At 66.3% G+C, this 23848-nt stretch carries 25 protein-coding genes; 12 read left to right on the top strand and 13 right to left on the bottom strand.

The window, feature by feature from the left end:
• Positions 1 to 82 precede the first annotated feature (82 nt).
• Positions 83 to 559 carry a hypothetical protein gene (locus IP69_RS22385; protein ID WP_248306823.1) on the bottom strand — a complete coding sequence of 159 codons (477 nt, stop codon included), beginning with the start codon at positions 557 to 559 and terminating at the stop codon, positions 83 to 85.
• 94 nt (positions 560 to 653) lie between these two features.
• On the opposite strand from IP69_RS22385, the gene IP69_RS13025 reads away from it, so the two are divergent.
• From IP69_RS13025 to IP69_RS12990, 8 genes are all read left to right on the top strand, one after another.
• Entirely contained in the window at positions 654 to 1577 is a 924-nt protein-coding gene (locus IP69_RS13025; RefSeq protein ID WP_054143243.1) for a manganese catalase family protein, read from the top strand.
• Between the two features lie 82 nt (positions 1578 to 1659).
• Positions 1660 to 2838 (top strand): glycosyltransferase family 4 protein, encoded by a 1179-nt coding sequence (locus IP69_RS13020; RefSeq protein ID WP_054143242.1) that lies wholly within the window; start codon positions 1660 to 1662, stop codon positions 2836 to 2838.
• Positions 2835 to 3800 carry a glycosyltransferase family 2 protein gene (locus IP69_RS13015; RefSeq protein WP_082359280.1) on the top strand — a complete coding sequence of 322 codons (966 nt, stop codon included), beginning with the start codon at positions 2835 to 2837 and terminating at the stop codon, positions 3798 to 3800. Before IP69_RS13020 ends, IP69_RS13015 begins: the two co-directional genes overlap by 4 nt.
• 50 nt (positions 3801 to 3850) lie before the next feature.
• Complete coding sequence (locus tag IP69_RS13010; protein ID WP_248306822.1) at positions 3851 to 4849, top strand: glycosyltransferase; 999 nt, start codon at positions 3851 to 3853, stop codon at positions 4847 to 4849.
• Positions 4846 to 5976, top strand: coding sequence for an acyl-CoA dehydrogenase family protein (locus IP69_RS13005; RefSeq protein ID WP_054143240.1), 1131 nt, complete (start codon positions 4846 to 4848; stop codon positions 5974 to 5976). Before IP69_RS13010 ends, IP69_RS13005 begins: the two co-directional genes overlap by 4 nt.
• Positions 5970 to 6674 (top strand): PIG-L family deacetylase, encoded by a 705-nt coding sequence (locus tag IP69_RS13000; protein ID WP_197279844.1) that lies wholly within the window; start codon positions 5970 to 5972, stop codon positions 6672 to 6674. Before IP69_RS13005 ends, IP69_RS13000 begins: the two co-directional genes overlap by 7 nt.
• A complete protein-coding gene (locus IP69_RS12995; RefSeq protein WP_054143239.1) occupies positions 6667 to 7251 on the top strand; it encodes an SAM-dependent methyltransferase in 585 nt (194 codons plus the stop codon). The genes IP69_RS13000 and IP69_RS12995 overlap by 8 nt, the downstream gene beginning before the upstream one ends.
• A complete protein-coding gene (locus IP69_RS12990; RefSeq protein WP_197279843.1) occupies positions 7248 to 8099 on the top strand; it encodes a glycosyltransferase in 852 nt (283 codons plus the stop codon). Before IP69_RS12995 ends, IP69_RS12990 begins: the two co-directional genes overlap by 4 nt.
• Positions 8100 to 8114: 15 nt before the next feature.
• On the opposite strand, the gene IP69_RS12985 is transcribed toward IP69_RS12990, so the two are convergent.
• The 4 genes from IP69_RS12985 to IP69_RS12970 form a co-directional block, all read right to left on the bottom strand.
• A complete protein-coding gene (locus IP69_RS12985; protein ID WP_197279842.1) occupies positions 8115 to 9578 on the bottom strand; it encodes a PAS domain S-box protein in 1464 nt (487 codons plus the stop codon).
• Between the two features lie 119 nt (positions 9579 to 9697).
• Complete coding sequence (locus IP69_RS12980; protein ID WP_054143237.1) at positions 9698 to 10453, bottom strand: Crp/Fnr family transcriptional regulator; 756 nt, start codon at positions 10451 to 10453, stop codon at positions 9698 to 9700.
• A 157-nt stretch (positions 10454 to 10610) separates the two neighbouring features.
• Positions 10611 to 12653, bottom strand: coding sequence for an ATP-binding protein (locus IP69_RS12975; RefSeq protein ID WP_054143236.1), 2043 nt, complete (start codon positions 12651 to 12653; stop codon positions 10611 to 10613).
• Positions 12637 to 14142 (bottom strand): ATPase domain-containing protein, encoded by a 1506-nt coding sequence (locus IP69_RS12970; RefSeq protein WP_054143235.1) that lies wholly within the window; start codon positions 14140 to 14142, stop codon positions 12637 to 12639. The genes IP69_RS12975 and IP69_RS12970 overlap by 17 nt, the downstream gene beginning before the upstream one ends.
• Here IP69_RS12970 and IP69_RS22145 point away from each other — a divergent pair.
• Positions 14053 to 14265 (top strand): hypothetical protein, encoded by a 213-nt coding sequence (locus IP69_RS22145; RefSeq protein ID WP_197279859.1) that lies wholly within the window; start codon positions 14053 to 14055, stop codon positions 14263 to 14265. The two genes, IP69_RS12970 and IP69_RS22145, sit on opposite strands and share 90 nt — an antisense overlap.
• 72 nt (positions 14266 to 14337) lie before the next feature.
• Here the strand turns inward: IP69_RS22145 and IP69_RS12965 are convergent, their stop codons facing one another.
• Positions 14338 to 15150 carry an exodeoxyribonuclease III gene (locus tag IP69_RS12965; protein WP_054143300.1) on the bottom strand — a complete coding sequence of 271 codons (813 nt, stop codon included), beginning with the start codon at positions 15148 to 15150 and terminating at the stop codon, positions 14338 to 14340.
• Between the two features lie 137 nt (positions 15151 to 15287).
• Between IP69_RS12965 and IP69_RS12960 the strand changes: the two genes are divergently transcribed.
• A complete protein-coding gene (locus IP69_RS12960; protein ID WP_054143234.1) occupies positions 15288 to 15647 on the top strand; it encodes a hypothetical protein in 360 nt (119 codons plus the stop codon).
• Positions 15648 to 15686: 39 nt separating this feature from the next.
• Here IP69_RS12960 and IP69_RS22565 read toward each other — a convergent pair whose 3' ends face one another.
• Positions 15687 to 15932, bottom strand: coding sequence for a DksA/TraR family C4-type zinc finger protein (locus IP69_RS22565; protein ID WP_082359278.1), 246 nt, complete (start codon positions 15930 to 15932; stop codon positions 15687 to 15689).
• 168 nt (positions 15933 to 16100) lie between these two features.
• Between IP69_RS22565 and IP69_RS21435 the strand changes: the two genes are divergently transcribed.
• The gene (locus tag IP69_RS21435) at positions 16101 to 16331 is read left to right on the top strand and encodes a hypothetical protein (protein ID WP_082359277.1); all 231 of its coding nucleotides are present in this window, start codon (positions 16101 to 16103) and stop codon (positions 16329 to 16331) included.
• Positions 16332 to 16386: 55 nt separating this feature from the next.
• Here the strand turns inward: IP69_RS21435 and IP69_RS12950 are convergent, their stop codons facing one another.
• The 3 genes from IP69_RS12950 to IP69_RS22380 all read right to left on the bottom strand — a co-directional run bounded on the left by IP69_RS12950 (position 16387) and on the right by IP69_RS22380 (position 18564).
• Entirely contained in the window at positions 16387 to 17088 is a 702-nt protein-coding gene (locus tag IP69_RS12950; RefSeq protein WP_054143232.1) for a dienelactone hydrolase family protein, read from the bottom strand.
• A 102-nt stretch (positions 17089 to 17190) separates the two neighbouring features.
• Positions 17191 to 17373 (bottom strand): hypothetical protein, encoded by a 183-nt coding sequence (locus IP69_RS12945; RefSeq protein ID WP_054143231.1) that lies wholly within the window; start codon positions 17371 to 17373, stop codon positions 17191 to 17193.
• 93 nt (positions 17374 to 17466) lie between these two features.
• Positions 17467 to 18564, bottom strand: coding sequence for a hypothetical protein (locus IP69_RS22380; RefSeq protein WP_248306821.1), 1098 nt, complete (start codon positions 18562 to 18564; stop codon positions 17467 to 17469).
• Here IP69_RS22380 and IP69_RS12935 point away from each other — a divergent pair.
• Complete coding sequence (locus IP69_RS12935) at positions 18536 to 19396, top strand: Ku protein (RefSeq protein WP_054143230.1); 861 nt, start codon at positions 18536 to 18538, stop codon at positions 19394 to 19396. The genes IP69_RS22380 and IP69_RS12935 overlap by 29 nt on opposite strands.
• On the opposite strand, the gene IP69_RS12930 is transcribed toward IP69_RS12935, so the two are convergent.
• From IP69_RS12930 to IP69_RS21430, 3 genes are all read right to left on the bottom strand, one after another.
• Complete coding sequence (locus tag IP69_RS12930) at positions 19397 to 20185, bottom strand: Ku protein (RefSeq protein WP_054143229.1); 789 nt, start codon at positions 20183 to 20185, stop codon at positions 19397 to 19399.
• 65 nt (positions 20186 to 20250) lie between these two features.
• The gene (gene ligD, locus IP69_RS12925; RefSeq protein WP_054143228.1) at positions 20251 to 22971 is read right to left on the bottom strand and encodes a DNA ligase D; all 2721 of its coding nucleotides are present in this window, start codon (positions 22969 to 22971) and stop codon (positions 20251 to 20253) included.
• Between the two features lie 82 nt (positions 22972 to 23053).
• Positions 23054 to 23839, bottom strand: a complete 786-nt coding sequence (locus tag IP69_RS21430) for a DUF4142 domain-containing protein (RefSeq protein ID WP_082359274.1) — start codon at positions 23837 to 23839, stop codon at positions 23054 to 23056.
• Positions 23840 to 23848 lie beyond the last annotated feature (9 nt).

The raw sequence follows: 23848 nt of genomic DNA, 5'->3' as shown, positions 1-23848 counted from the left end.
CCGGGTTCCCAAGAGTCTTGTTTTCTTGTGGCCGCGCTCGCGCAGCGGCCGCACCGGGCCGGCAGCCTGTTCGGAAAAAGACCTATCCGCCCAGATCGTAATAGAAGTCGCAGATCAGGCTGGCGGTCGCCATCGCCTCGATATCGGTCATATTCGCGGCGGTTTCGAGCGCGACGACGGCAATGTCGTCCTGGTCGATCGCGAGCCGGTCGAGTATCCGCGCGAACTTGATCTTGAGCTCGGCATCCCCCGCGAATTCATCGATCGAGACATTGAGGATACTGACATTCGCATGGGCAAGCCGCGTTTGCAGGCTATCGGGTGATGTGGCCATCACCCTCATGGCCGCAAAGAAATGCTCGCGCGCATCGGCGTGGTTGTCGTCCATGATCTGACCTTTTCGCTGTGACGCGAGTTCGCCGGCCTTGGACGTGAGGCTGGGGCGCGGACTTACCGGCGGGCTTTGATCGATGTCAACCAAGGCCGCTCCTGGAGCGCCCCCGGGCGGCGTCGGCTCTTTCCATAAGTTTGCACAAAATCGCGGCGGCAATGCAGCCAAAGCCAGAACCGTCTCTTTTCGACGGTTCGCCCCCCTACCCGGAACGCTCCCCGAACCGACCCGTTGAGCTTCACAGGATCACAGGAGAGCCACCATGTTCATGCGAGTCGATAAACTGCAGGCCGAACTGCCCGCTCCGAAGAAGAAAGACCCCAACGCTGCCGCAGCCCTGCAGGAACTTCTGGGCGGCAAGTATGGCGAGATGTCCACGCTCGGCAACTACATGTTCCAGAGCTTCAACTTCCGCAGCAAGGACAAGCTGAAGCCATTCTATCATCTGGTGGCCAGCATCACGGCCGAAGAGCTGGGCCATGTCGAGCTCGTCAGCAATGGCGTCGCCATGCTCAACAACGGCCCCGACAATGATGGTGACGAGACCGATGGCGGCGACATCTCGGATGCGCCCCATGAGCTGATGAAGGACATCCGGCTCGCCGCGAGCTTCTATTCGAATGGCGGCGGCTCGACGCCCGTCAACAGCAATGGCGCGCCGTGGAACAATGACTTCATCACCACGACCGGCAATGTCGTCACCGACCTGCTGCACAATTTCCATCTCGAATGCGGCGCGCGTCTTCACAAGCTGCGCGTCTACGAGACGCTGACCGACCCGACTGGCCGCGAGGTCTGCGGCTATCTTCTGGTGCGCGGCTCGGTCCACGCCCATGCCTATGCGCTGGCGCTAAAGCAGATCACCGGCGTCGAGATCGAGAAGATGCTGCCGACGCCCAACATCAATCTGAGCAAGATCCCGGAATGCCAGAAGTATCTGGATGAGGGCTCGCATCGTCGCCTCTATACCTTCAGCCCCAATGACTACAAGTCGATGTCGGGGATCTGGGGCGGCGGCGAGATGGCTTTGCCGGGCGATCCGCAGGGTGAGCTCGAAGTCGTCGACGGCATGCCCGAGGGCGGCAAGATCCATCAGCTCACCGGTGTTCCGTCGGCCTTCACGCCCGACTACGCCCCGGAAGAAATGTTCGAGATCGCCGAGAAACTCTACAAAAAGTCCCGCTGAGCGGGTCAGGCAGCCGGCCTTGAGCCGGCTGCCGCCGCCGGCCGGCGGCAGCCCATCACATCCATCGGCACAGGATCGCGCTTTGCGTATCGGGATCATCGCCCATCTGAAATACCCCATCCGCGAACCCTTCGCCGGCGGGCTGGAGATGTATACGCATTTCCTGGCGCGATCGCTGCGGACTCGCGGCCACGAGGTCACCGTCTTCGCCTCGACACGCTCTGACGCGAGCCTTGGAACCGAGGCGATCTGCGACGAGACCGCGCTCGATGCCTGCGGCACCGACGAGGCCGATGACGAGGCCTTCTTCCGGGAGCATCATGCCTATCTCTCGCTGATGAACGATCTGCGTCATCGGCGCTTCGACATCGTCCACGACAACTCGCTGCATTATCTGCCGGTCACCATGGCCGATGCCCTGCCGATGCCCATGGTGTCGACGCTGCACACGCCACCCTTTGCCTGGCTGGAAAGCGGCGTTCGGCTAAGCCGGCAAAATAACGTCACCTATGTCCCGATCTCGCGCTCGGTCGAACGGGCCTGGAGCGCGATCACGCCCGTCAGCGCCATCATCTCGAACGGGATCGATCTGCAGCGCTTTGCGTTCCAGCCGCAGCCGGACGCGTCGCGCTACTGGATCTGGTATGGCCGCGTCGTACCCGAAAAAGGGCTGCATTTCGCGATCGACGCGGCCAAGCTGGCTGGCGTTCCGTTGAAATTTGCCGGCCCTTTGTGCGACCGCGCCTATTATGATCGCGAGATTGCGCCACGGCTGCATGACGGGGTCTCCTATCTCGGCCATCTCGATCACGACCATCTGGCCCGGGAAATCGGCGGGGCGAGCGCCTATCTTTGCACGCCCTGCTGGGAGGAGCCGTTCGGCCTTGTCGTGGCCGAGGCGCTGGCCTGCGGTGTGCCAGTGGCGGCCTTCGCGCGCGGTGCGATTCCCGAGATCATCGACGCGCAGAGCGGCGTGCTGGCGCGGCCCGACGATCCCGCCGACCTCGCGGCGGCGGGGCTTGCGGCGCAGACCTTGTCACGTATCGCCTGCCGCCGGCGCGCCGAGCAACGCTGCGATGCGGAGATGATGATCGATGGCTACGAGGAGCTCTATCGCCGGCTCGCCAGCCATCCCCGCGCCACCGCCATCACACAGTTCAAGAGCACCGCGCGCCGGCTCACCCCGCTGATCCAGCCGTCCCCGATCCAGGTCCCGGCTGCGCCTTCGCCGCCGCTCTCGTCCGAGATCACGGCCCGATGAAATTCTGTGTCTGCATCCCGGCCAAGGACGAGGAGGCGCGCCTTCCCGTCCTGCTCGATGCACTGGCCCGGCAAACGATCGCCGACCGGATTGCGGTCGTGATCTGCTTGAACAACACGACCGACCGGTCGCGCCAGCGGATCGAGGCGATGAATACGATCCATTCGACGCGGCTCGACCTGATCGTCGATGAATGCATTTTCCCACCCGGCCAGGCCCATGCCGGCACGGCACGACGCAGGGCGATGGATATGGGCGCGGCACTGCTGCGCCCCGACGGCATTCTCATCACCACCGATGCCGATGCGCGCCCCCCGGTGGACTGGATCGCGACCACGCTGGCGGCATTCCAGCAGGGCGCCGACATCGTGGGCGGCAGGCTCGCGCTGGATGAGGCCGAGGAGCTGAGCGGCCCGCTCGCGGCCGCCCGGGCGCTGTGCGATCGCTACTGGGAGCACGTGCGCGCGATCGAGGATGCCATCGATCCCCTGGCCTGGGACCCCGCACCGCGCCATGGCGACCATACCGGGGGAAGCTTGGCCATGACGAGACGCCTCTACGAGGCTTGCGGCGGCGTGCCCCTGCTTCCCACCGGCGAGGACCGGGCGCTGGTGGCGGCCGCCGTCATGGCCGGGGGCCGGCTTCGGCACGCGCCGGAGGTCTGGACGCGGGTTTCGGCCAGGCGCGACGGGCGCGCGGCGGGCGGCATGGCCACCGCGATGTCGGCGCTGGAAGCTCGCGGCGCACCGATGCTGCCGGCTTTCGCCCATTGGCGGCAGCGCGCGCAGTGGCGGCGGCACCACCGCTTGCAGTTCGGCGACACCGATGTCTGGCGTGCGGAAGCGCAGCTTGCTCCCATGCCCTGCGACATGGATCTCTCGACCCTGGATCTGTCGCAGATGGATTCCTCGCAATTAGTCGCGTCCCCGCCCGCGCCGGGGACCGTGGGTGCGGGACGATGACGATTGGCTATTATGTTCATCATCAGGGCGATGGTCATCGGCGGCGTGCCGTGGCCATCGCTCAGCACTTCCCGGATGAGTTCGTCCTGCTCGGCACGGGCCTGGCCGGCCGCACCGGCGGTCTGGCCTGCATCGACCTGCCCGATGATCGCCTCGAACCCGAAAAGCGTGGCGACGAGGCGACGCGGCCTGTGTCCCTGCACTACGTTCCCACAGGGCATGACGGCATCCGCCAGCGCGTGGCCAAAATCGCGGACTGGATCGCTACTGCCCGGCCGTCGCTGCTGGTCGTCGATGTCTCGGTCGAGATCGCGATGCTGGCGCGGCTTGCATCGACACCGACCGTCTATGTCAGGTTGAGCGGCGAACGCTCCGATCCGCCCCATCTCGAAGCCTTCCGAGGGGCGCGGGCGATCCTGGCCCCGTTCCACCGCGATCTCGACGAGCCGAACGTCGCCCCCTGGGTGGGCGAGAAGACACGCTATATGCCGGGGCTGACCGGCCAGCGTCCAGCCGACGTCCACTCCAATGTCGTGCTGGTCGTCTTTGGCAAGGGCGGCGAGCCTGGCAACGCGGACGCCATCGCCGAGGCCGCCCGCGCGACGCCACAGATGCGCTGGCGGGTCATCGGGCCCTTCACGCCGCCGACCGGTGAAGTCCCCGCCAACCTGACCCTCCTGGGATGGGTCGAAAATGCGCAGGACGAGATCGCCCGCGCCGCCATCATTCTGGGTGCAGCCGGCGACGGGCTCGTCACGGCGGCCCTCGCCGCCGACAGGCCGCTGATCTGCCTGGCCGAGCCGAGACCTTACGGCGAGCAGATGTCCAAGGCCCGTCGCCTCGACGCGCTGGGTGCAGCGGTCGCGATCGAGGCCTGGCCGGAGCCGTCCGCCTGGCCGGACCTGCTGAGACGCGCGCGATCGCTGCGCCCCGAAGCCCGCCAGCGCCTGCATGATCCAGACGGCATCGCCAGCGCGGCGGCCTTCCTGCGCGACTGCGCGACCGCCGCGGAACACCCCGTGCCCCAGACGATCGGACCCTCCTCATGAGCCATCACGCAAGGCGCTCCATCCCGGCCGACCAGACGCTGCGCCAGCGCGTGGCCGCCATCTCGGACAAGCTCATCGCATCGGGCATGCGCTATGATGCGGCCCCGCTGTTTCCGCGTGAAAGCGTGGACACCATCGTCGCGGCCGGGCTTCACAAGACCTTCGCACCGGGTGCAAGCGGTGGCCAACCCTTCGACGATGCGCTGTCGGAGAATGCAGCCCTGCTCGACGTGCTGCGCGGCATCGGCCGCGCAGATCTCAGCCTGGGTCGTCTGTTCGAAGGGCATGTCAACGCGCTGAAGCTCTTCGCCTGGTATGGGGGCCCGGACCAGCGGGCCTGGCTCGGCCAGCGTCTCGACGAGGGCCAGCTCTTCGGCGTCTGGGCAACGGAGCCGCCGCCCGGCGTTACGCTCGTCGCAGGCGACGGCGGGACCCATCTGCAAGGGAACAAGTCTTTTGCCAGCGGCGCCGGCGGCCTCGGCCATGCCGTGGTCACCGCGCGGATGGCGGACGGTCGCACGCAGCTCGCGGTCGCCCCGGCCGACGACCCCGCCCGGGCCGACCTCACCGGCTGGCGGGTACGCGGCATGCGCGCGACCGTCAGCGGCAGCTACGACCTGTCGGGCCTCCCCTGCACCGCCATGAATCTGCTGGGGCAGCCTGACGACTATGGCACCGAACCGCGCTTCACGGCCGGTGCCTGGCGCTTCACCGCAGTTCATCTCGGCGGCATCGAGGCGCTCCTGGCGGAAACCCGTCGGGGTCTGTCGGAAGCCGCGCGATCGGACCCGCTCCAGCGGCTCAAATTCGGGCAGGCCGTGGTCGCCGCCCGCACCGCCTATCTCTGGGTGCGTGAAGCGGCCCAGCGCGCCGCGATCGACAGCCCCGACGCCCCTGCCTTCGCCCAGATGACGCGCGGCGTCGTCGAGCGCGCCGGCCTCGACGTCATGGAACTGGCCGCGCGCATGATCGGCACGCGCAGCGCCTTCGACGGCCAGCGCATCGACAAGATCATCCGCGATCTCAGCCTGTATCTGCGCCAGGCCGGGCCCGACTTTGCCCGCGACCAGGCCGCGCTCGCCTGGCTCGACCGCGACGTCTGGGGCGACGGAGACGAGCTGTGGTAGCCCGAACGTCAACGCTCGGCCTCGATCTCGCGCGCAGCCCCTGGGCGTGGGCGCGCTGGCTCGTGCTCGCGCCGCATGCCGATGACGAGACGCTGGGTGTCGGAGCCCTGATCGCTCGCGCGGCGCGAATGCGGCGCCTGGGCGCGGTGGTCTACCTGACCGATGGCGCGGGCTCGCATTCCCATGCCGACAGCCATTCGCGCCAGGCTCTGACCGCATTGCGTCGACGCGAGGCGGCCCTGTCGCTGCGGCGCCTGGCCGGGCAGGACGCGCCCCAGCCCGCTTTCCTGGACTGGCCGGATGCTCACCCTCATCCGGTCGGATCGGCTGATTTTGAAGCCTCGCGACGACGGCTTGCCGGCCTGTGCCGTCGGCATCGCATCGACGCCATCGCGGTCACCGCTGGGCATGAACCCCATTGCGATCATGCCGCCGCCTTCGAACTGGCCCAGGCGGTCTCGACCTCGCCGGGCCTCGGCCTTGTGACCCTGTTTGAGTACGTCGTCTGGGCGGACGCGCCGCCGCCGGCACGAAGCGTCGTTGCGACGGCGCCTATTCCGACAGGCCTGCGACACCGGGCTCTGATGGCCCATCGCAGCCAGCTCGGCCCCGCCTTCGGCGACGGCTTCACGCTGCCCGCCTGGCAGACGAAGATGGCGGCCCGTGATCGCCTTTACGTCCGGAGGCGCCATGTCTGACGTCAAGTCGCTTCCCGCGAGCTATTTCGAAGGCATATTCAGCCGAGACTCCGATCCCTGGAGCCTGGCATCGAGTCGCTACGAAGCCGCCAAGCACACCGCGACCATCGCCGCGCTCGGCGGGCGTCGCTATCGGCACGGACTGGAGATCGGCTGCGCGGGCGGCGTCCTGACGCGCAAGCTGGCATTCTGGTGCGAGACGTTTCTGGCCACCGACATCAGCCCATCGGCACTGGCCCAGGCGCGGCAGCGCTGCGGTGATCTCGGTAACGTCGGCTTCGAGGAACGCAATTTTCCGCGCTGGACCGATGATCAACGCCGGTTCGACCTGATCGTGGTGTCGGAGGTGGCCTATTACTGGGACGCCGCCGACCTTGCCGCTGCCGCCGCGAGGATCCGCGAGTTCCTGCAGTCGGGAGGCGACATCGTCCTCGTCCATTGGACGGGCGCAACCGACTATCCCCAGAGTGGGGATGCCGCCACCGAAGCCTTGCGCTCAGCGCTGGCCAACGTGACCACGGTGGTCTCCGCGACGACAACGCCGCACTACCGGCTCGACCTCTGGCGCCGGTCATGAGCGTAGCGGTCCTGACGATCGTCAAGGATCGGGGCGAGCATCTGCGACAGGTTCTTGCGGGTCTCGCGCGCAGCGACCGCGCTCCCGACGAAGTCGTCATCGTCGATATGGGACTGCATCCGCTCGACATCCCGACCACAGGGTTGCCCATCACCGTGCTGCGGCTGCCCGATTCCGGCCTGCCCCTCGCCAAGGCGCGCAACCGCGCGGCCCGTCACGCCCAAGCCGACAATCTGATTTTCCTGGACGTCGATTGCATCCCGGCAAACGATCTCATCGGGCGGCTGGGCATGGCACTCGACGGGATCAACGCGTTGATCTGCGCGGATGTCCGCTACCTCCCGGCCAATCCCGCCAACAGCAGCTGGTCAGAAGCCGCTTTGCATGAGGCAGGCCACGCCCATCCCGCGCGCATCTTTCCGGATGAGGGCCTGCGGGCCGAGCCCAATCCGGGACTGTTCTGGTCCCTGGCTTTTGGAGTTCGCAAAATGGCCTTCGACACCCTGGGCGGTTTCGACGAACGCTTCACCGGCTATGGCGGCGAGGATACCGATTTCGGCTTTCGCGCCCGGGCGGCGGGATTGCCGCTCCTGTTCCTCGGTGGGGGCGCCGGTGCCTTTCACCAGCACCATGGCGTCTACGATCCCCCGCTTCAGCATGTTGCCGACATCGTCCGCAATGCCGGCCTGTTTCGCGAAATCTGGGGAGTCTGGCCGATGGGCGACTGGCTGGCGCGGTTCAATGCGCTTGGCCTGATCGACTCTCGGGAGGACGGGATCGCGTTGCTCAGGTTGCCGACGCATGAGGAATGCGAGGCCGCGCGAAAACCCGGCGAGGCGCGATTTTGACCGCACTTCGAGGGGCTATGCCTCGCGCAGGGCAAAATGCTTGTCGGGCATGGTCAAGGTCCAGGTCACGCCGGTCGGCGCATAGGCGAGCGTGACCACGCCATCGACGCTCGCGGCGGCCATCTTGTCCAGCACGGTGCTGCCGAAACCGGCCCGCGACGGCGCCACCACGGGAGGGCCGCCCTCTTCAGCCCAGGAGATCGACAGCGCGCCATCGTCCCTGATCTCCCAGGTCACGACGACCAGGCCCGCAGGCACCGATAGCGCGCCGTATTTCAGAGCATTCGTGGCAAGTTCATGGACAGCCAGCCCGAGGCCATGGACGGCATCCGCCGACAGGGTGACGTCAGGCCCGCTCATGCTCATGCGCGCGGCGCCGAGGTCGAAAATCTCGATCTGTGTCGACAGCAGCTGGCGCAGGTCGCCGCCCGCCCAGTCCTGACGCACCAGGATATCCTGCGTGGCCGCGATCCCCTGCAGCCGCTGCGTGAAGCGGGCCTTGAACTCGTCGAGCGTATCGACCGAGCGGATGGTCTGACCCGCGATCGCCTGGATCACGGCCAGCAGGTTCTTCGACCGGTGCGACAGTTCCGCCAGCAGGAAGCGCTGGTGGTCCTGTGCCAGGCGGCGCTGGGTGATGTCACGGTAGACGGAGACGACATGCTGGGGAACACCCTTTGCATCGAGGATCAGCGAGGCGGTGCGGCCGATCCAGACCGAAGACCCATCGCCGCGCCGGAACTGGATCTCAAAAGCGGCATGCGCAACCTCGCCCGATAGAAGGCGCGCAAGCTCTTCGCGCTCGCGACCCCGTTCAGACTGTACCAGAAAGTCCTCGGCATGACGGCCGATCAGACCCGCCTCGGCGACGTGGAGCAAGTCGCAAAGGCGCTGGTTCACGGTCAGCCAGGCACCTTCGAGATCGGTGAACGCCATGCCGACAGCGATATTCTCGAAGAGGCTGCGAAATCGGGCTTCGCTCTGGCGCAACGCCAGTTCCGCCGCCTTGCGATCCGAGATATCGGCCATGATGCTGACCAGGCGGACAGGCCGGCCGGCGGCGTCCCGCTCCAGCACGCGTCCCCGCCCGGACAGCCAGGCGACACGGCCGCACGGCCGCAGGATCCTGTATTCGGCTGGAAAGGAATCGCTCGTGAACGCGTGTTGCCTCAACCCGACGGCGAAATCGCGGTCGTCGGGGTGGACGGCCGCCAGCCACTCGTCGTCGGGGCCGCCCACCTGCCCGCGCCCTCCGGGAAGATCGACGCCGAACAGGGCCATGCCCTCATCGGTCCAGATCCTGTGTCCCAGGCGAAGATCGGTCTCCCAGCTGCCCATGTTGCCGGCCTGAAGCGCCGCCTTGTAGGAAGCCTCGCTCTCGACCAGCGCGCGATAGGCGAGCGAGCGCATGGCGCTCTGTTCCGGATCGATGGCACCGGCTTGAGCCGATACGTCTTCACTCGATTGCGCGAATGGCATGGTCTTCCTCAAGGCCAGCGCGGTCCGGTTGCCCGCCCCGACCATCCGCACGCGGGCCGCTCGCGTCAAGACCTTCAAAATGATGCTGTTTGTGACGCCTTGTCGACGACGATGGCGCGTTACCGACCGATCTCGTCGCGACTACCCAGAAAGGGTGCATCGAACGGCCGTGGCGGCGACCGCTGATCGCGCGGCTTGATCAATTCCGACAGCGACGCGTTCGTCGGCGGCCCACGCCGTGCTGCCATCGCAAAGGACCGCAGCCCGTCCCGATCGAGAACGTCGATGCGCCCGCGTCGGGACTGGATGAGCCTTTGTCCCTCGAGCACATGCAGCGCGACCGTCACGCCGGAGCGCCGCACGCCCAGGGCCTCCGCGATGCCGTCATGCGTCACTGGCAGGATATCGTCTTCCAACGCCCGCCGACACAGCATGATCCATCGCGCGACCCTTTGCTCGAGCGACAAGGCGAGCGCCCCGGCCGCTTCCGACAGATAACGTCCCATGGCAAACATCGCATAGGTCGTCAGACGCTCCCTGAGAGCCGGCTCCTCGGCCATCAACTGGCGCAGGACGTCCGAAGTGACACGGCCGCAGGTGCCGCCACGCAGAACCGAGGCTATGACGACGGGAAATTGAGGGACAAACAGAGCGGGAAGCCCTATCGCGTCGCCGCGACGGGCAAAGCCGATCTGGAACCGTGCTTCGTCACGCGACAGGATCAGCGTGATGACGGCATCGAGCGGAAAATAGACGGCATCGTCGTCATGAAGGCGGTCTCCGGGCGACAGACGCACGCGTGACGCGATCGGCAACAGGCGATCGATGACAAGCTCATCGACGGCGCGGCCATACCCCGCTTCGACATCGGTCATGATAGCCTCCCTCGGGAAGCCCAACCACAATCGCGCTTAAATGTTGCAAGCTCACCTGCGTTAGCGCGCGCCGGCATCGACATCCGATTGCCGAGAGATGTCCGCGGGCACCGCTCGATGCGGCCACGCCGCGCCGACCGCAGCGCATCGACGCCAGCTAGCCCTCGACGAGCTTGGCGATGGCAGCAGCGAGGTGATGCTGGTGATAGGGTTTTGCCAGACGCGGGAGATCGAGTTCGCTGCCCGGCGGCAGCTCGGCATAGCCGGTTGCCAGCAGGATCGGGAGATCGGGGCGGATCCGGCGTGCGGCGACGGCCAGCTCGCCGCCATTCATCCGCGGCATCGAGAAATCGGTGATCATGATGTCGATGGGACGGTCGCTGGCGATGATCTCCAGAGCCGCCGCCCCGGAATTGGCCTCGATGACCGTATGGCCCAGATCCTCGAGCAGATCGACCGTGCTCATCGCGATCAGCACATCGTCATCGACCACCAGAACAGTTTTCGCGGCGGCGTTGGGTTCGGCAATCATCGGCACGGCCTCTTGCACGGGAACGCTCGCTTCGGAAACCGGAAGCAGCAGCTCCGCCCGTGTCCCCCGGCCGGGCTCGCTCGACAGGCGCAGCGCGCCTTTCAGCTGGATCGCCAGACCGTGAATCATCGATAGCCCAAGACCGGTGCCTTTTCCCAGCTCCTTCGTCGAGAAGAACGGTTCGGTCGCCTTGGCGAGCGTGGCTGCATCCATGCCCTGCCCGGTATCGCTCACCATCAGCCTCGCATAGTCGCCATCCGCCAGCTGCAGGTCCTGGCTGACGCGGATCTGATCCGTGGTCACCATGATCACCCCGCCCTCGGGCATCGCGTCGCGGGCATTGACGACAAGGTTGAGCAAGGCGAGCTCGACCTGATTGGCATCGATCAGTGCCGGCCTCACCTGCGCGTCCAGCCCGTAGCGGATCTCGACCCCGGAGCCGACGGATTTGGCGAGCAGGTCCTCGACGCCTGCAACGAGGTCGCTGACGCTCCGGGGAACGAGCTGCAGATCCTGCCGGCGCGCGAAGGCGAGCAGACGCTGCGTCAGGGAAGCGCCCCGGCTCGCGCCCTGGATCGCGCCATCGATCAGCCGCAGCGTGCGGGGATCGGCGGGCACATGCTTGCGCAGCAAATCGAGGTTGCCGATCACCGCCATCAGCAGATTGTTGAAGTCATGCGCCACGCCGCCCGTCAGCTGGCCGATCATCTCCATCTTCTGGGCCTGGCGAAGCTGGTGCTCGGTCCGCTCGCGCTGCGCGATCTCGGCGAGCACCCGGGCATGAGCGGTTTCCAGCTCGGCGGTACGTTCGGCGACGCGCTGTTCCAATAGGTCGCGCGACGTCTCGAGCTGCAGCTCGGCCTGCTTGCGCACCGTGACATCCTTCGAGACGCCGACCAGACGCCCGGCCCCCGTATCGCTGCGCATGCGCCGCGCATGCAGCTCGATCCAGTGCGGCAGGCCATCCTCCCAAGACACGCGGCAGACGACCGTGTCGTCGCCGCCCTGCCGGCTTGCCGCCCCGGCAATCCCCTCGACCTTGGACCGGTCGTCGGGATGGATGGCCGCCAGCAGATCAACATAGGCGAACGGCTCGGCCGCCCCGCGCCCGAAGGCGGCCTTGAAGGTCGCCGAAGCCACCAGCTCATATGTGTCCAGATCCAGTTCCCACGCGCCGAGCCGGCCGGCCGCCAGCGCGGTCTGCAGCTTTTCCTCGCCCTCATGCAGCTCGAGGATGCGGGCGCGGGCTTCATACTGGCGATGCCGGTTCTTCAGCGCCGTTTTCGCCTGGCTGATGAAGGTCATGGGGTGGAAGGGGCGCTCGACGAAGCTAACATTGCCTAGCGCCTGGGTCAGACGCGCTGCCGCGGGATTGCGCTCCGGTCCGCCGCCGGTTTGCGTCAGCACGATGAAGGGCAGATCCGACCAGCTCGGCTGCGCGGCAAGCTTTGCCTCCAGTGGGCCGAGATCGGCACCGCGCAGCGTTTCTTCCGTGACGACGACAAAACAGGTCTCGTCATCGACCAGAACGGCCAGTTGCGCTGCGCTTTCGGCGATGACGGCGTCGGTCCCCACGTCGCGCAGTAGCGCGGCCGCCACCGACGCATCGCGCCCGCGCGGGGTACATACCACCACCGGCAATGATCGCTCGTCAGGAATGGCCGCCATTCGCACCTGCGACCGACAGCTCGACGTCAACAAGCGTAGGAACGCCCCTCAGAACACCCTGAAACCCGGTTAGCGGCTCGCCAATGGCCAGTCCAGACGGTCCGATCGTGAATTCGCGGATCGTCTCCTCATGCCGGCCGGTTCGCTTCTTGATCACCGAAATGGCCCGCCGCACTTTGCCTGCGGCCTCGAAATAGCGCAGCAGGATCACCGTGTCGGCAAGATAGGTGACATCGACCGGCGACTTCATGTCGCCGACCAGCCCATGCTGAGCGACCGTCAGATAGGAGCTGCACCCCTGCCGGTTCAGATATTGCAGCAATTCGTGAATATGCAGGATCAGCGAAGTCTCCTGCGGCATCGACGATTGGTAACCGTTCAGACTGTCGATCGCGACGGCTTTGACCTGGTCGCGCTCGACGATGTCCTTGACGCGGGTGGCGAACTCGCCGGGCGACAACTCGGCCGCATCGACCTGTTCGATGACGAGCATCCCGGCATCGTCCCAAGCCTGGAGGTCGATGCCGATCTTTTTCATTCGGTCGAACAGGAGCCCCAGCTCCTCGTCGAACACGAAGAAGGCTGCCTTCTCCCCGCGCGCCATGGCGGACACGAGGAACTGCAGTGCGATCAGGCTCTTGCCCGTGCCGGCAGGCCCGATCAGCAATGTGCTCGAGCCCTGTGCGACGCCGCCGCCGAGCAGGGCATCGAGCTCTGGGATGTCGCTGGTCTGCTGGACCCGTTCGAACGGGATGCGATGCTCGCCCGAGACGAGGCGCGGGAAGACGACGACGCCGCCGGTCGTGATGGTGAAGTCGTGATAGCCGCCACGATAACGCTGCCCGCGATATTTGCTCACCCGCAGGCGCCGCCGCTCGGCGCCATAATCCGGCGCCAGCTGTTCGAGCTGGATCACCCCATGCACGACGCTGTGCACGGTCTTGTCGAGGCTTTCGGTGGTGAGGTCGTCGAGAAGCAGGACGGTGGCGCTGTGGCGCGCGAAGTAATGCTTCAACGCCAGGATCTGGCGGCGATAGCGCAGCGAACTCTGGGCCAGGAGCCGGATTTCAGACAGGCTGTCGACCACGACGCGCTGCGGCCGGGCCTTCTCGAAAATCCCGATAATGGCGGCGACCGTCTCACCGAGCTCGAGATCGGACGAATAGAGCAGCGTCTGCTGCTGCTCGGAATCGAGCAGGCTCTCGGGCGGCACCACCTCGAAGATCGTGATATGCTCACCGATCTCCCAGCCATGCGAACGCGCGCCCGTCCGAAGCTCGCGTTGGGTTTCCGATAATGTGATGTAGAGCCCCCGCTCGCCCCGCTCCGCGCCTGCAAGCAGAAATTTGAGGCCGACCGTGGTCTTGCCGGTGCCGGGACTGCCTTCGAGCAGAAAGACATGGTCTCGCGTCAATCCGCCTCCGAGGACATCATCGAGGCCTGGAACCCCGATGGCAGCCTTGTCCTCAACCTCTTCGCTGCGTTTCATATGCCGCCGCCGATTTCTGCTCTGGCCGACGAGATCACGTCGGTTTGGATGATTCCGCGGAACGAACCCGTCCTCGCAATGTCAATTCATTTGGGTGCAATCTGGTTCCCGCATGCTTTGTGACCGCGTCGGCACCAGCGCCGAGCGCAACGGCAAAGCTTTCCCGCAAACATCGCAGCGGCCTCACAGCAACGCTCAAGCCTTGGCGCGCCGCCGCGCGCGACCGGCCGCCGACGCCGGGCCCAGCCGGATCCAGGCGGGCGCATGGTCGCTGGCATTGTCATGTCCGCGGATTTCTCGATCGACGCCGGCATCCGCAAGACAACCTGCGAGCTCCGGACTCAGCAGGAGATGGTCGAGCCGCAAGCCCGCGTCGCGGGGCCAGCGCTGGCGCATGTAGTGCCAGAAGGTGAACACGGTTCGGCTGCCATGCCTTGCCCGCAGCGCATCGGTCCAACCCTGGGCGACCAGTTCGGCAAAGGCGAGCCGGCTCTGGGGATGCAGCAGGGCGTCGTTGGTCCATGAGGTGGTGCGGTAGATGTCGAGATCGGTGGGCGCGACATTGTAGTCCCCGGCCAGCACGACCGGAACTTTCGCCGCCAGCAGCGTCGCCGCATGGGCCTGCAGCCGCTTGAACCAGGCGATCTTGTAGTCAAATTTGGGGCCCGGCTGCGGATTGCCGTTGGGCAGGTAGAGCGACGCGACGAGAATGCCCTGGACGGCGGCCTCGACATAGCGGGCCTGGTCATCGGAGACGTCGCCGGGCAACCGGGTTCGCGTCAGCACGGGCACGCTACCGCGGGCGAGGATCGCCACGCCGTTCCAGGTTTTCTGCGCTTGCCACACGGCCCCATAGCCGGCATCCGCCAGGGCTTTTTCGGGAAAAGCATTGTCGGCCGCCTTCAGCTCCTGCAAGCAGACGATGTCGGGCTTTCGGGCTGCAAGCCAGGCAAGCAGGTTCGGCAGGCGCTTGTTGACGTTGTTGATATTGAAGGTGGCAATCGTCAGGTCGGGCGCGGCCATGGGGCTCGAAGGTCTGGTCAGGGCTGCCTGTCTCGTTCATTCGGTCAACGCCGCCCGGCGCCGAATGATCCGCCGGCAGTCGGACCAGGAGCGGACGGCGGGGATCATCACGAGGACGGCAGATGTCCGCCAGGCGACCCGCCAGGGAGAAACCCGTGCCCCCCGTGATGACGCCCGATGGACGCTATCTCCTGATCGCGGGCCGGCTGTGGCGCGCGACCAACCCCGCCCTGCCGGCCAAGCAGCGTCAGAGCCTCGTCGATGACCTGATGAATGCGCGGCGGGCCGTGAAGGACGCCAAGCGCGGCGAAGGGGATCTGGCAGAGGCGCGACGGGCCGTCGATGCCGCCAAGCAAGGGCTGGGGGAACGCGGCCCCGTCTGGTGGACAGACGGGGCGCCGGACTGCAACCGCAAGATGGCGAAGAACACGCCCTATGCGGGCTGGGCGGCTAGCCTGAAGGCCCCGCGACGCTCCGATTGACGCGAGCGCCGAGCCTGCCGCGATAGGCGCAATCAGAACTCATCGGGTCGATCGAACCGATGAGCCGCCAGTGCGATGGCTGTCATGAAAACCCTGGCAGACGATGCAGGTCCGCGCGCCCGGCATGGCTTCGCGCCGCGCCAGCGGAATTTCGTGGCCACAATCCTGACAGTGGATTTCGCTTGGCCCGGCCGGCAGGCGCGAACGCGCCAGACGCACGGCATCGCTGATGCTGTCGTCGATCTGATCCTGAACGGCGCCGTCAGGCGCCCAGCCGCTGGCCATGCACAATCACCTTTCTGCCGCTTCCGAGATGGCGACGCTCACCACCATGTCAATCCGCTGCGGGTCTTGGTTGCCCCGGCCCCCTTCTGCGTCCGACGCCGTTGCGCGGAACAGGTGGCGGCGCACGGCGTTCAGCCCTCACCCGTTCCCGGGCGAAAAAGGTGCATCATGACCAACGGCGCGACCCAAACCGAAATCTCCGAGCCGGGCTTCGTCGGCATGTCGCATTATGCCGATGCGCTGGAAGAGCGCGCTGACGATACGGGCACAAACGGCAGCCGCACCAGCCAATCCGACCTGCAGACAATGCTTGTCGATGAAATCCGGGCCCGCCCCTTGCGCGCCATCGGCTGGGCCGCCGCCGCCGGTTTGGTGATCGGCTTCATGGCGTCGCGCTGAGCGCTGCGGATTGGCGCGTCGACGCGCCAACCGGGCCAGCCGGCGAAACCCGATCTCATCCTCGCAGATGGCGCTCGAGAAATGCGGCGCTGCGCATGGCGGCGTCGATCTGAACGGCCTGGCTGAAGCCATGCCCTTCCCCGGCATAGATCTTCTTCTCGACGGTGACGCCCCGGGCCTGAAGCGTCGCTTCGATCGCGTCGGCATTTCTGACCGGCACCACACGATCGGCATCGCCATGCAAGATCAGCGTGGGCGCCTGCGGCCGACCCTCATCGAGATCCTGCGGACGAAATCCAAAGCAGCTGACGACCGCCTGAACCCGTGGGTCCCTCGCGCCGATCGACAAAGCAAGCGCCCCGCCCAGCGATACGCCGACGATGCCGAAACGAGCCGGATCGATCCGTGGATCGGCGAGCGCGGCATCGATCACGCCGCCCAGCCCATCGCGCCATAACGGGTATTTCGCTGCGATTTCGCCATAGGAGGCGCGGCGCTGATCGGTAAGCTCGAAGTAATGCGGGAAGAGGACTGTGTATCCTTGCGACGCGAGGGCTGTCGACACGAGTTGATATTGCGCGCGGCGCGTCAGGCCGTCAGCGCCATGCAGCAGCAGGACAGCGGGGCGACGCCCCGGACCGATGCCATCGCTACGGTCGGTGGTGATGCGTGCGCTCGTCGCAGGCGCGCTGTTGGCACCCAGCGGTGAGGCGGTGAGCGCTCCAGCGAGGCCTTGAAGGACTATTCGGCGATCCACGGCGGGCTCCGGTTTGGGCAGCGCGCCGGATGGCTCCGGCGAAAGCGAAGGCGGCCAGCGTCTGTGGCCGTCTCGTTGGTGTGAATCGACGGAACAGTCGAGTTAGCGCCCCCGACGGCCCGTCAGGGCCGATATCAGGCCCCAGATACCGATGACGCGGCTCGCACCGCCCATGCGCGTCGCGGCCAGCGCCAGCACGGCAGAAACGGCGCGCGGATAGCGACCGCTTGCCGCGAGTTTCGTCAGATAGGCGCCCAGCGCCTGTCCCAGTACGAGCTTCAGCATGATGTCCTCTTTGACGGTGGGTCTTGGCGATGCGGAGGGGGTACTGCGCTGCAGCCTGGCTTGTTCGCCAAGCAGCAGGGGCAAAAACCCGTCTCAGCGTGATTTCGGTTCGTCGGCTAAGTTCAGATCTTCCAGACGGACATCGCCGTCCTGGCTGTGGAATCGCAGCGATCGCTCGCCCGCCTGCTGCTGCGAGACGCCCGAGATTTTGTGGTGCCCGGTGTCGTAGATCTTGCGCGTCCCGCCTTCGTCGATGACGAGCCGGCTGCTCTCCGGAAAATAAGCGTAGCGCATCTGGTTTTGTCCCCCGCTCGACGAGGGCTTGCCGAACTCTGCCGGCCAGGAGCTTGCCTGCGCGGAGGGAGAGGACGATGCCGAATGCGCCCCATCATCGGACGAAGACGCCCTCGCAGCCTCATCACTGCCCTCGGGTTCCTCCGCGAGCGCGGCCGCAAGATCGGACATCACGGCATCGAACTTGGCTTTCAGCCCTTGGTTGAACATGTCGCCGATCATGCTCATGCCACCTTGGGACCATTGCGCCATGCCACCGAATGCCGCGTGCGAGAACTGCGCCATGGTCCCGCCGCCCCGCTTCAAAGCGGTATGGGCGGCGGCAACGGCCTCGCGGTCGACGCCATGGCGCTTCGCGATCGACGCGATCACATCGTCCTGGGAGGTCATGCTGGTCTCGCTTTCGGCAACGGGATGGGGCTTGGCATCGGGACGGGCGGCGGGTTGCCGCGTCATCGCGGCAACCGGAATAGCGGTGGCATCCACGCTCGCCTTGGCGCAGGAGCCGGGGACCAGATCGAGCGTGATCTGGAACAGGGGCCCCTTGGCATTCCGGACCGTAAGCTGGAACCGGGTCTGGCCCGACAGGGGCTCGCGATCGCGCAGCATGTCGGGGAAAGCCTGCAAGGCCGCGCCCAGGGCCGTCTCGACATCGGGCAGGTCGAGCCCCTCATCGCCCGGGTCGGCGGATCCGTCGATGTCGAAGAAGAAGATTGTCATGCGACAGCAATGCGGCGGAGGGCGACTGGTTCCACGCCTGCGACAGGGGGCAACCCGACCCAAGCGCCACCGCGAGTTCAGGGAACCATCGCCACCGCTGGCTCGTTCCACGCCAGCGCCAGCGCTTTGGCGCGGCTGGAGGACGTCGATGGCCCCGCGTGCTGTCTGGAAGGGCACTCTCAAGATCGCCGAGGTCACCTGCCCGGTGTCGCTCTACACGGCCGCCTCGACATCCGAGCGGATCTCGTTTCACACCATCAATCGCAAGACCGGCAACCGCGTCGAGCGCCAGTTCATCGACGAGGTCTCGGGCAAGCCCGTGGAGAGCGAGGACCAGGTCAAGGGCTACGACAAGGGCGATGGCGACTATGTCATCCTAGAGCCCGAGGAGATCGCCGCCGCGATCCCCGAAAGCGACAAGACGCTGACCGTCGAGACCTTCCTGCCCTGCGACGAGATCGACGACATCTTCTTCGACAAACCCTATTACGTCTCGCCGAGCTCGCCCGTCGCCGCCGAGGCCTTCGCGCTGATCCGCAACGGCATGAAGGAGCGCCAATCCGCGGCGCTCGCCCGGACGGTGATCTTCCGCCGGATGCGTTCGATCCTGATCCGGCCGCATGGCGAGGGGCTGATCGCGACGACACTGAACTTCGACTACGAGGTTCGCTCGGCGCAGGACGCCTTCAGCGATATTCCCGAAATCAAGATCGACGACGAGATGCTCCAGCTGGCCGAGCACATCATCAAGACGAAGGCCGGCGATTTCGATCCCAAGCAGTTCGACGATCGCTATGAAAGCGCGCTTGCCGAACTCGTCCAGGCGAAGATCGAAGGCCGCAAGCTCAAGCCGCAGAAGCGCCCGGAGTCCGCCAAGGTCGTCAGCCTGATGGATGCTCTGCGCGAAAGCGCCAGGCCTGGAGCGCCCGACAAGGCACAGAAGGCCGATGCCAAGACGCGCAAGGCGCCTGCGGCGAAGGAACCAGCCGCGCGCAAAAAAGCGAGCTGATCAGCTCCGGCGCGGCTCGAGGCTCTTCTTCAGCGCATCCATGATGCTGACCACATTGCCTTCCGAGGGCTGAGGCTTCGCGGCCTTGGCCGGCTTGCGGCCCTTCTGCTTCGCCTTGATGATGGCGAGCAGTTCAGCCTGGACCGGGTCCTGCGCCAGATCCGGCGACCAGTCCTTGGTGCGCGTCGTGATCAGCTTGTCCATTAGAGGCAGCAGATCCTCGTCGGGATCGGACGCCTTGATGCCAGCGAAATAGTCCTTCTCCGGCCGGACCTCGTCGCCATAGCGCAAAGTCCACAGCACGATGCCGTTGTCGCGGGCGTCCAGCAGCACCGCCCGCTCGCGGCGATACAGCACGACGCGCGAGATCCCCACGGTCTTCGTCCGCTTCATCGCCTCGCGGATAACGGAGAAGGCCTCCTCGCCGACCTTGGAATCGGGCACGAGATAATGCGGCGCATCATACCAGACCCAGCCGACCGAGGAGCGCGGCGCGAAGGTCTGGATGTCGATGGTCCGCGTGCTTTCGAGCGAAACCGAATCCAGCTCGTCATCCTCCAGGACGACATAGTCGTCGTCGCCTTTGGGGTAACCCTTGACCTCGTCCTCGTCGGCCACCGGCTTGCCCGTCACCGCGTCGATATAGCGGCTTTGAATGCGGTTTCCGGTCTTGCGGTTGAGCGTGTGGAAGCGGACCTTCTCGCTTTCCGAGCGCGCCGGCATCATCGCGACCGGGCAGGTCACGAGCGACAGCTTCAGATAACCCTTCCAGAACGTCCGCGGCGCCATTCACAAATCCTCCAACCGCCGCTCAAACGCGGCATCGCCGCCCTTCGTTCCCAGACCGTCGGGGCTCAGGCCGCCTCGGCGCGCGACCCGAGCTTTCGGATCGCGTCCTTGATCGAGCCTGCCGCGTCGTCATAGCCGTCCCAGGCATCCGTCTTTTTCAGCAGCCCCGGCACAGTCCTGACCGTGTAGCGGCTCGGATCGAGGCCGGTCTTCACCTGCGACCAAGTCAGCGGCATCGAGGCATGGGCACCGGGCCGGGCCCGGGGGGACAAGTGCGCGACCGCCGTCGCCATCCGGTCGTTGCGCAGATAGTCGAGGAAGATCCGGCCGTTTCTCAAACGCTTGGCCATGTTGACGACATAGCGGGACGGCTCCTCCCGCGCGATCTCGGCACAGACGCTGCGCGCGAATTCCTTGGCCTGCGGCCAGTCGACGGCCGCGCGCTTGCCCGCAGCCAGCGGCACCACGATATGCAGGCCCTTGCCGCCGGTCGTCTTGCAGAAGCTGGTCAGCCCCAGCGCCTCCAGCCGCTCGCGCACCAGCTTGGCCGCAGCAATCACCTCGCCAAAGCCCAGGCCCGGGCCGGGATCGAGGTCGAAGACCAGCCGCCCGGGCACTTCCGGATCGCCGGGCAGACAGTTCCAGGGATGCAGCTCGATCCCCCCGACCTGGGCGGCCGCCACCAGCGCCTCGATCCGGTCGATCTGGAGATAGGGCTTCTTGTCGCCGAAGATGCGCACCAGCTCGAACAGGTTCGACGTGCCCATGCCGGCATGGCGCTGAAAGAAGGTCTCGCCGCCGATCCCGTCGGGCGCGCGCACCAGCGAGCAGGGCCGACCCTTGAGATGCGGCAGCATCCAGTTGCCGACCGCTTCGAAATATTCAGCGAGGTCCTGTTTGGAGACCGGTCGGCCATCCTCTGCATCCGGCCACAGGGCCTTGTCGGGATGGCTGAGGCTGACGCCCATCACCTCGGCGCGGCCGCCGCGCGCGCCCGACCGGGCGGGCTTCGGCTCCGGCGTCTCGACCTCGGCGGGGTCAGCGGGCCGCTCGGCCACGACCTCCTCCGCCGGCTTGTCCTCGCGCAGGCCCTTGAACGAGGCCTGTCTGACCATGCCGTCACCGGTCCAGCCGGCAAACGCGATCTCGGCGACGAGCTCCGGCTTCAACCAGGTCACGCCGGGCTCGCGCTTGGGCGCGTTGGCTCCCGTGAATGGCGAGGATGACGCGGCGGCCGCCTTGAGCCTCGGCATGATGGCCGCGACCTTGGCGGCGCTGTAGCCAGTGCCGACGCGGCCAACATAGACGAATTGCGAGCCGCGATTGACGCCGACCAGCAGCGAGCGGAACTGGCCACCGGTGGTCGACCAGCCGCCGATCACGACCTCATGGCCGGCGCGGCACTTGGCCTTGGTCCAGCTGTCGCTGCGGCCCGAGACGTAAAGCGCGTCGGTCGCCTTCGAGACGATCCCTTCCAGCGAGAGCCTGCAGGCCGATTTCAGCACCGCGTCCCCGCCGGTCTCGAAATGCGCGACATAGCGCAGGATGACGCCGTCGGCCTTCTCGTCGAGATAGGTCTTCAGCCGCTCCTTGCGCTGGAGCAGCGGCAGTTCGCGCAGGTCAACCGCCTCGTCGAACAGCATGTCGAAGGCGAAGAAGACGAGCTTGTCCGTCTTCTCTTCCGAAAGGGCGGCCTGCAGCGCCGCAAAATCGGGCGCACCGTCGCCGTCGAGCGCGACGATCTCTCCGTCGATGATGGCATCGGGCAGGCCCTTGGCGGCCTTCGCGATCCCTGCGAATTTCGCGGTCCAGTCCAGGCCCTTGCGCGTCTTCAGCGTGACCTTGCCGGCTTCGATCCGCATCTGCATGCGGTAGCCGTCGAATTTGATCTCATGCACCCAGTTCTCGCCGCTGGCGGGACGCTCGACGATCCGGCAGAGTTGCGGCGCGATGAAGCCGGGCAGTGGCGCGGGTATGGCCTTGTTGGAGGTCTTCTCAGGGGCAGTCTTCTTCGGGCCGGCCTTCTTTCTTGGTGCAGCCTTGCTGCTGGCAGCCACTTCGTCGTCGCCCGCGCTCCTGCGGCGGCGGGATACGGGCGCAACTGTGCCATGCCGCTCCTCGCCGGCCAGCCCCTTGCGGCTGTCCCACTCGGCATCGGGCGTCAGCACGGTCTCCTTCAGCATGAAGGGCGCGGGCGACCGACCCTTGCCGGCGGCGATGCTCGCCATGTTGCGGCCTGACGCGACGGATTTGTCCTGGCGCAGGACCGCATCGCCCTGGCTCTCGACAGCATGGGCGTCGCGATGCTTGATCAGGAGCCAATTGGTCCGCTTGCCGCCATCGCGATCATGCCGCATGCGCACCAGCACGAAGCTGCCCTTGATGCGATCACCGTCGAGTGCGAATTTGAGTTCGCCCTTCTCGAGCTGCCGCGCGGCGCTGAGCTTGCCTTCAGGGCTCCAATGGCCGCGATCCCAGAGCTGGACGGTGCCGCCGCCATACTGGCCCTTCGGGATGGTGCCTTCGAAATCGCCATAGGGCAGCGGGTGGTCCTCGACCTCGACAGCGAGCCGCTTGTCAGCGGGATCGAGCGATGGCCCCCTTGTCACGGCCCAGGACCGGAACACGCCGTCCAGTTCGAGTCTGAGATCATAGTGCAGGCGCGTTGCGTCATGCTTCTGGATGACAAAACGCAGCTGATCCGATGGCGCCACCTCTGCCGCGCCATCGGGCTCGCGCGTCTTCTCGAAATCGCGCTTCTGCCGGTATGCCTTCAGCTTTTCCAAGGCTCGCTCCCACCATCCGCGCCGCAGGAGCGAAAAACCGGGCTGGACGACGTCTGTTCCACAGGCGCCGTGAAGGGCTCCATCACGCAGCCAGATCCTTCTGGATCATGGCAAGAACGCTCAGGTGCTCGTTGATGTGGCCGCTTGCCATCAAGGCGATGGCACGCGAGGTCGGATCCCGCCCATCCTTGAGATAGGTCTCCTGGATCCGCAGCAGGGCCTGATGTCCCTCGATCTGCGCGGCGATATAAGACCGGTCGAACTCAGGGCCGGTCTTGACGTCGTGGGTCTTGTCGATCGCGGCCTTGCCCTTCGCCGATATCGAGGCTTGCGCGTTCTCTGCCAGTCCTGCATGCGCCTTCAGGATGGTGGCCAATGTCTGCTGCTCGGCGGATTCGGCCTGCGCGAACCGCTTGACCGCCGCGGCCGTGCCCTTCGAGATCGCGACGCGGCTGGTTTCGAGGGAGGCCGAGCCGGCCTCCAGCGTCTGCACGGCGTGAGCCTGCTCCGGGCCCGCCAGAGCGGCCTGGGCCGCGCCTTGCTGGGTTGCGCCTGGCTGGGCGGTGCCTGGCTGAGCAGTGCCTTGCTGAGCAGTGCCTTGCGCCAGCGCCGGCCCCGTCATCGCGACGAGCGCTACTGCGCCGAAAGTTTGTCGTCTGTTCATTGTAGGCCTCCCTATGTCGCGCCTTTGGCGTGATGCCGGCGTCAGGGCGTGAACCAACGGGCCGATCTCCTGTTCCACCGCTCGAACGGCGCCAGGAGCCAAAATCGCGGCGGCCTCCACTGCCGGCAACCGGGCCGAGCCGTTCGACGATCGTCGCCAATCATGGAACCCTCCCATCCCTGCGCCGTTGATCTTGGAGGTCATTGGCAGGGA

The sequence above is a fragment of the Allobosea sp. AAP35 genome (assembly GCF_001295925.1).
Taxonomy (GTDB): Bacteria; Pseudomonadota; Alphaproteobacteria; order Rhizobiales; family Beijerinckiaceae; genus Allobosea.
Note: the sequence above shows the minus strand (reverse complement) of the source record. Positions and strands in the feature narration are given on the sequence as shown.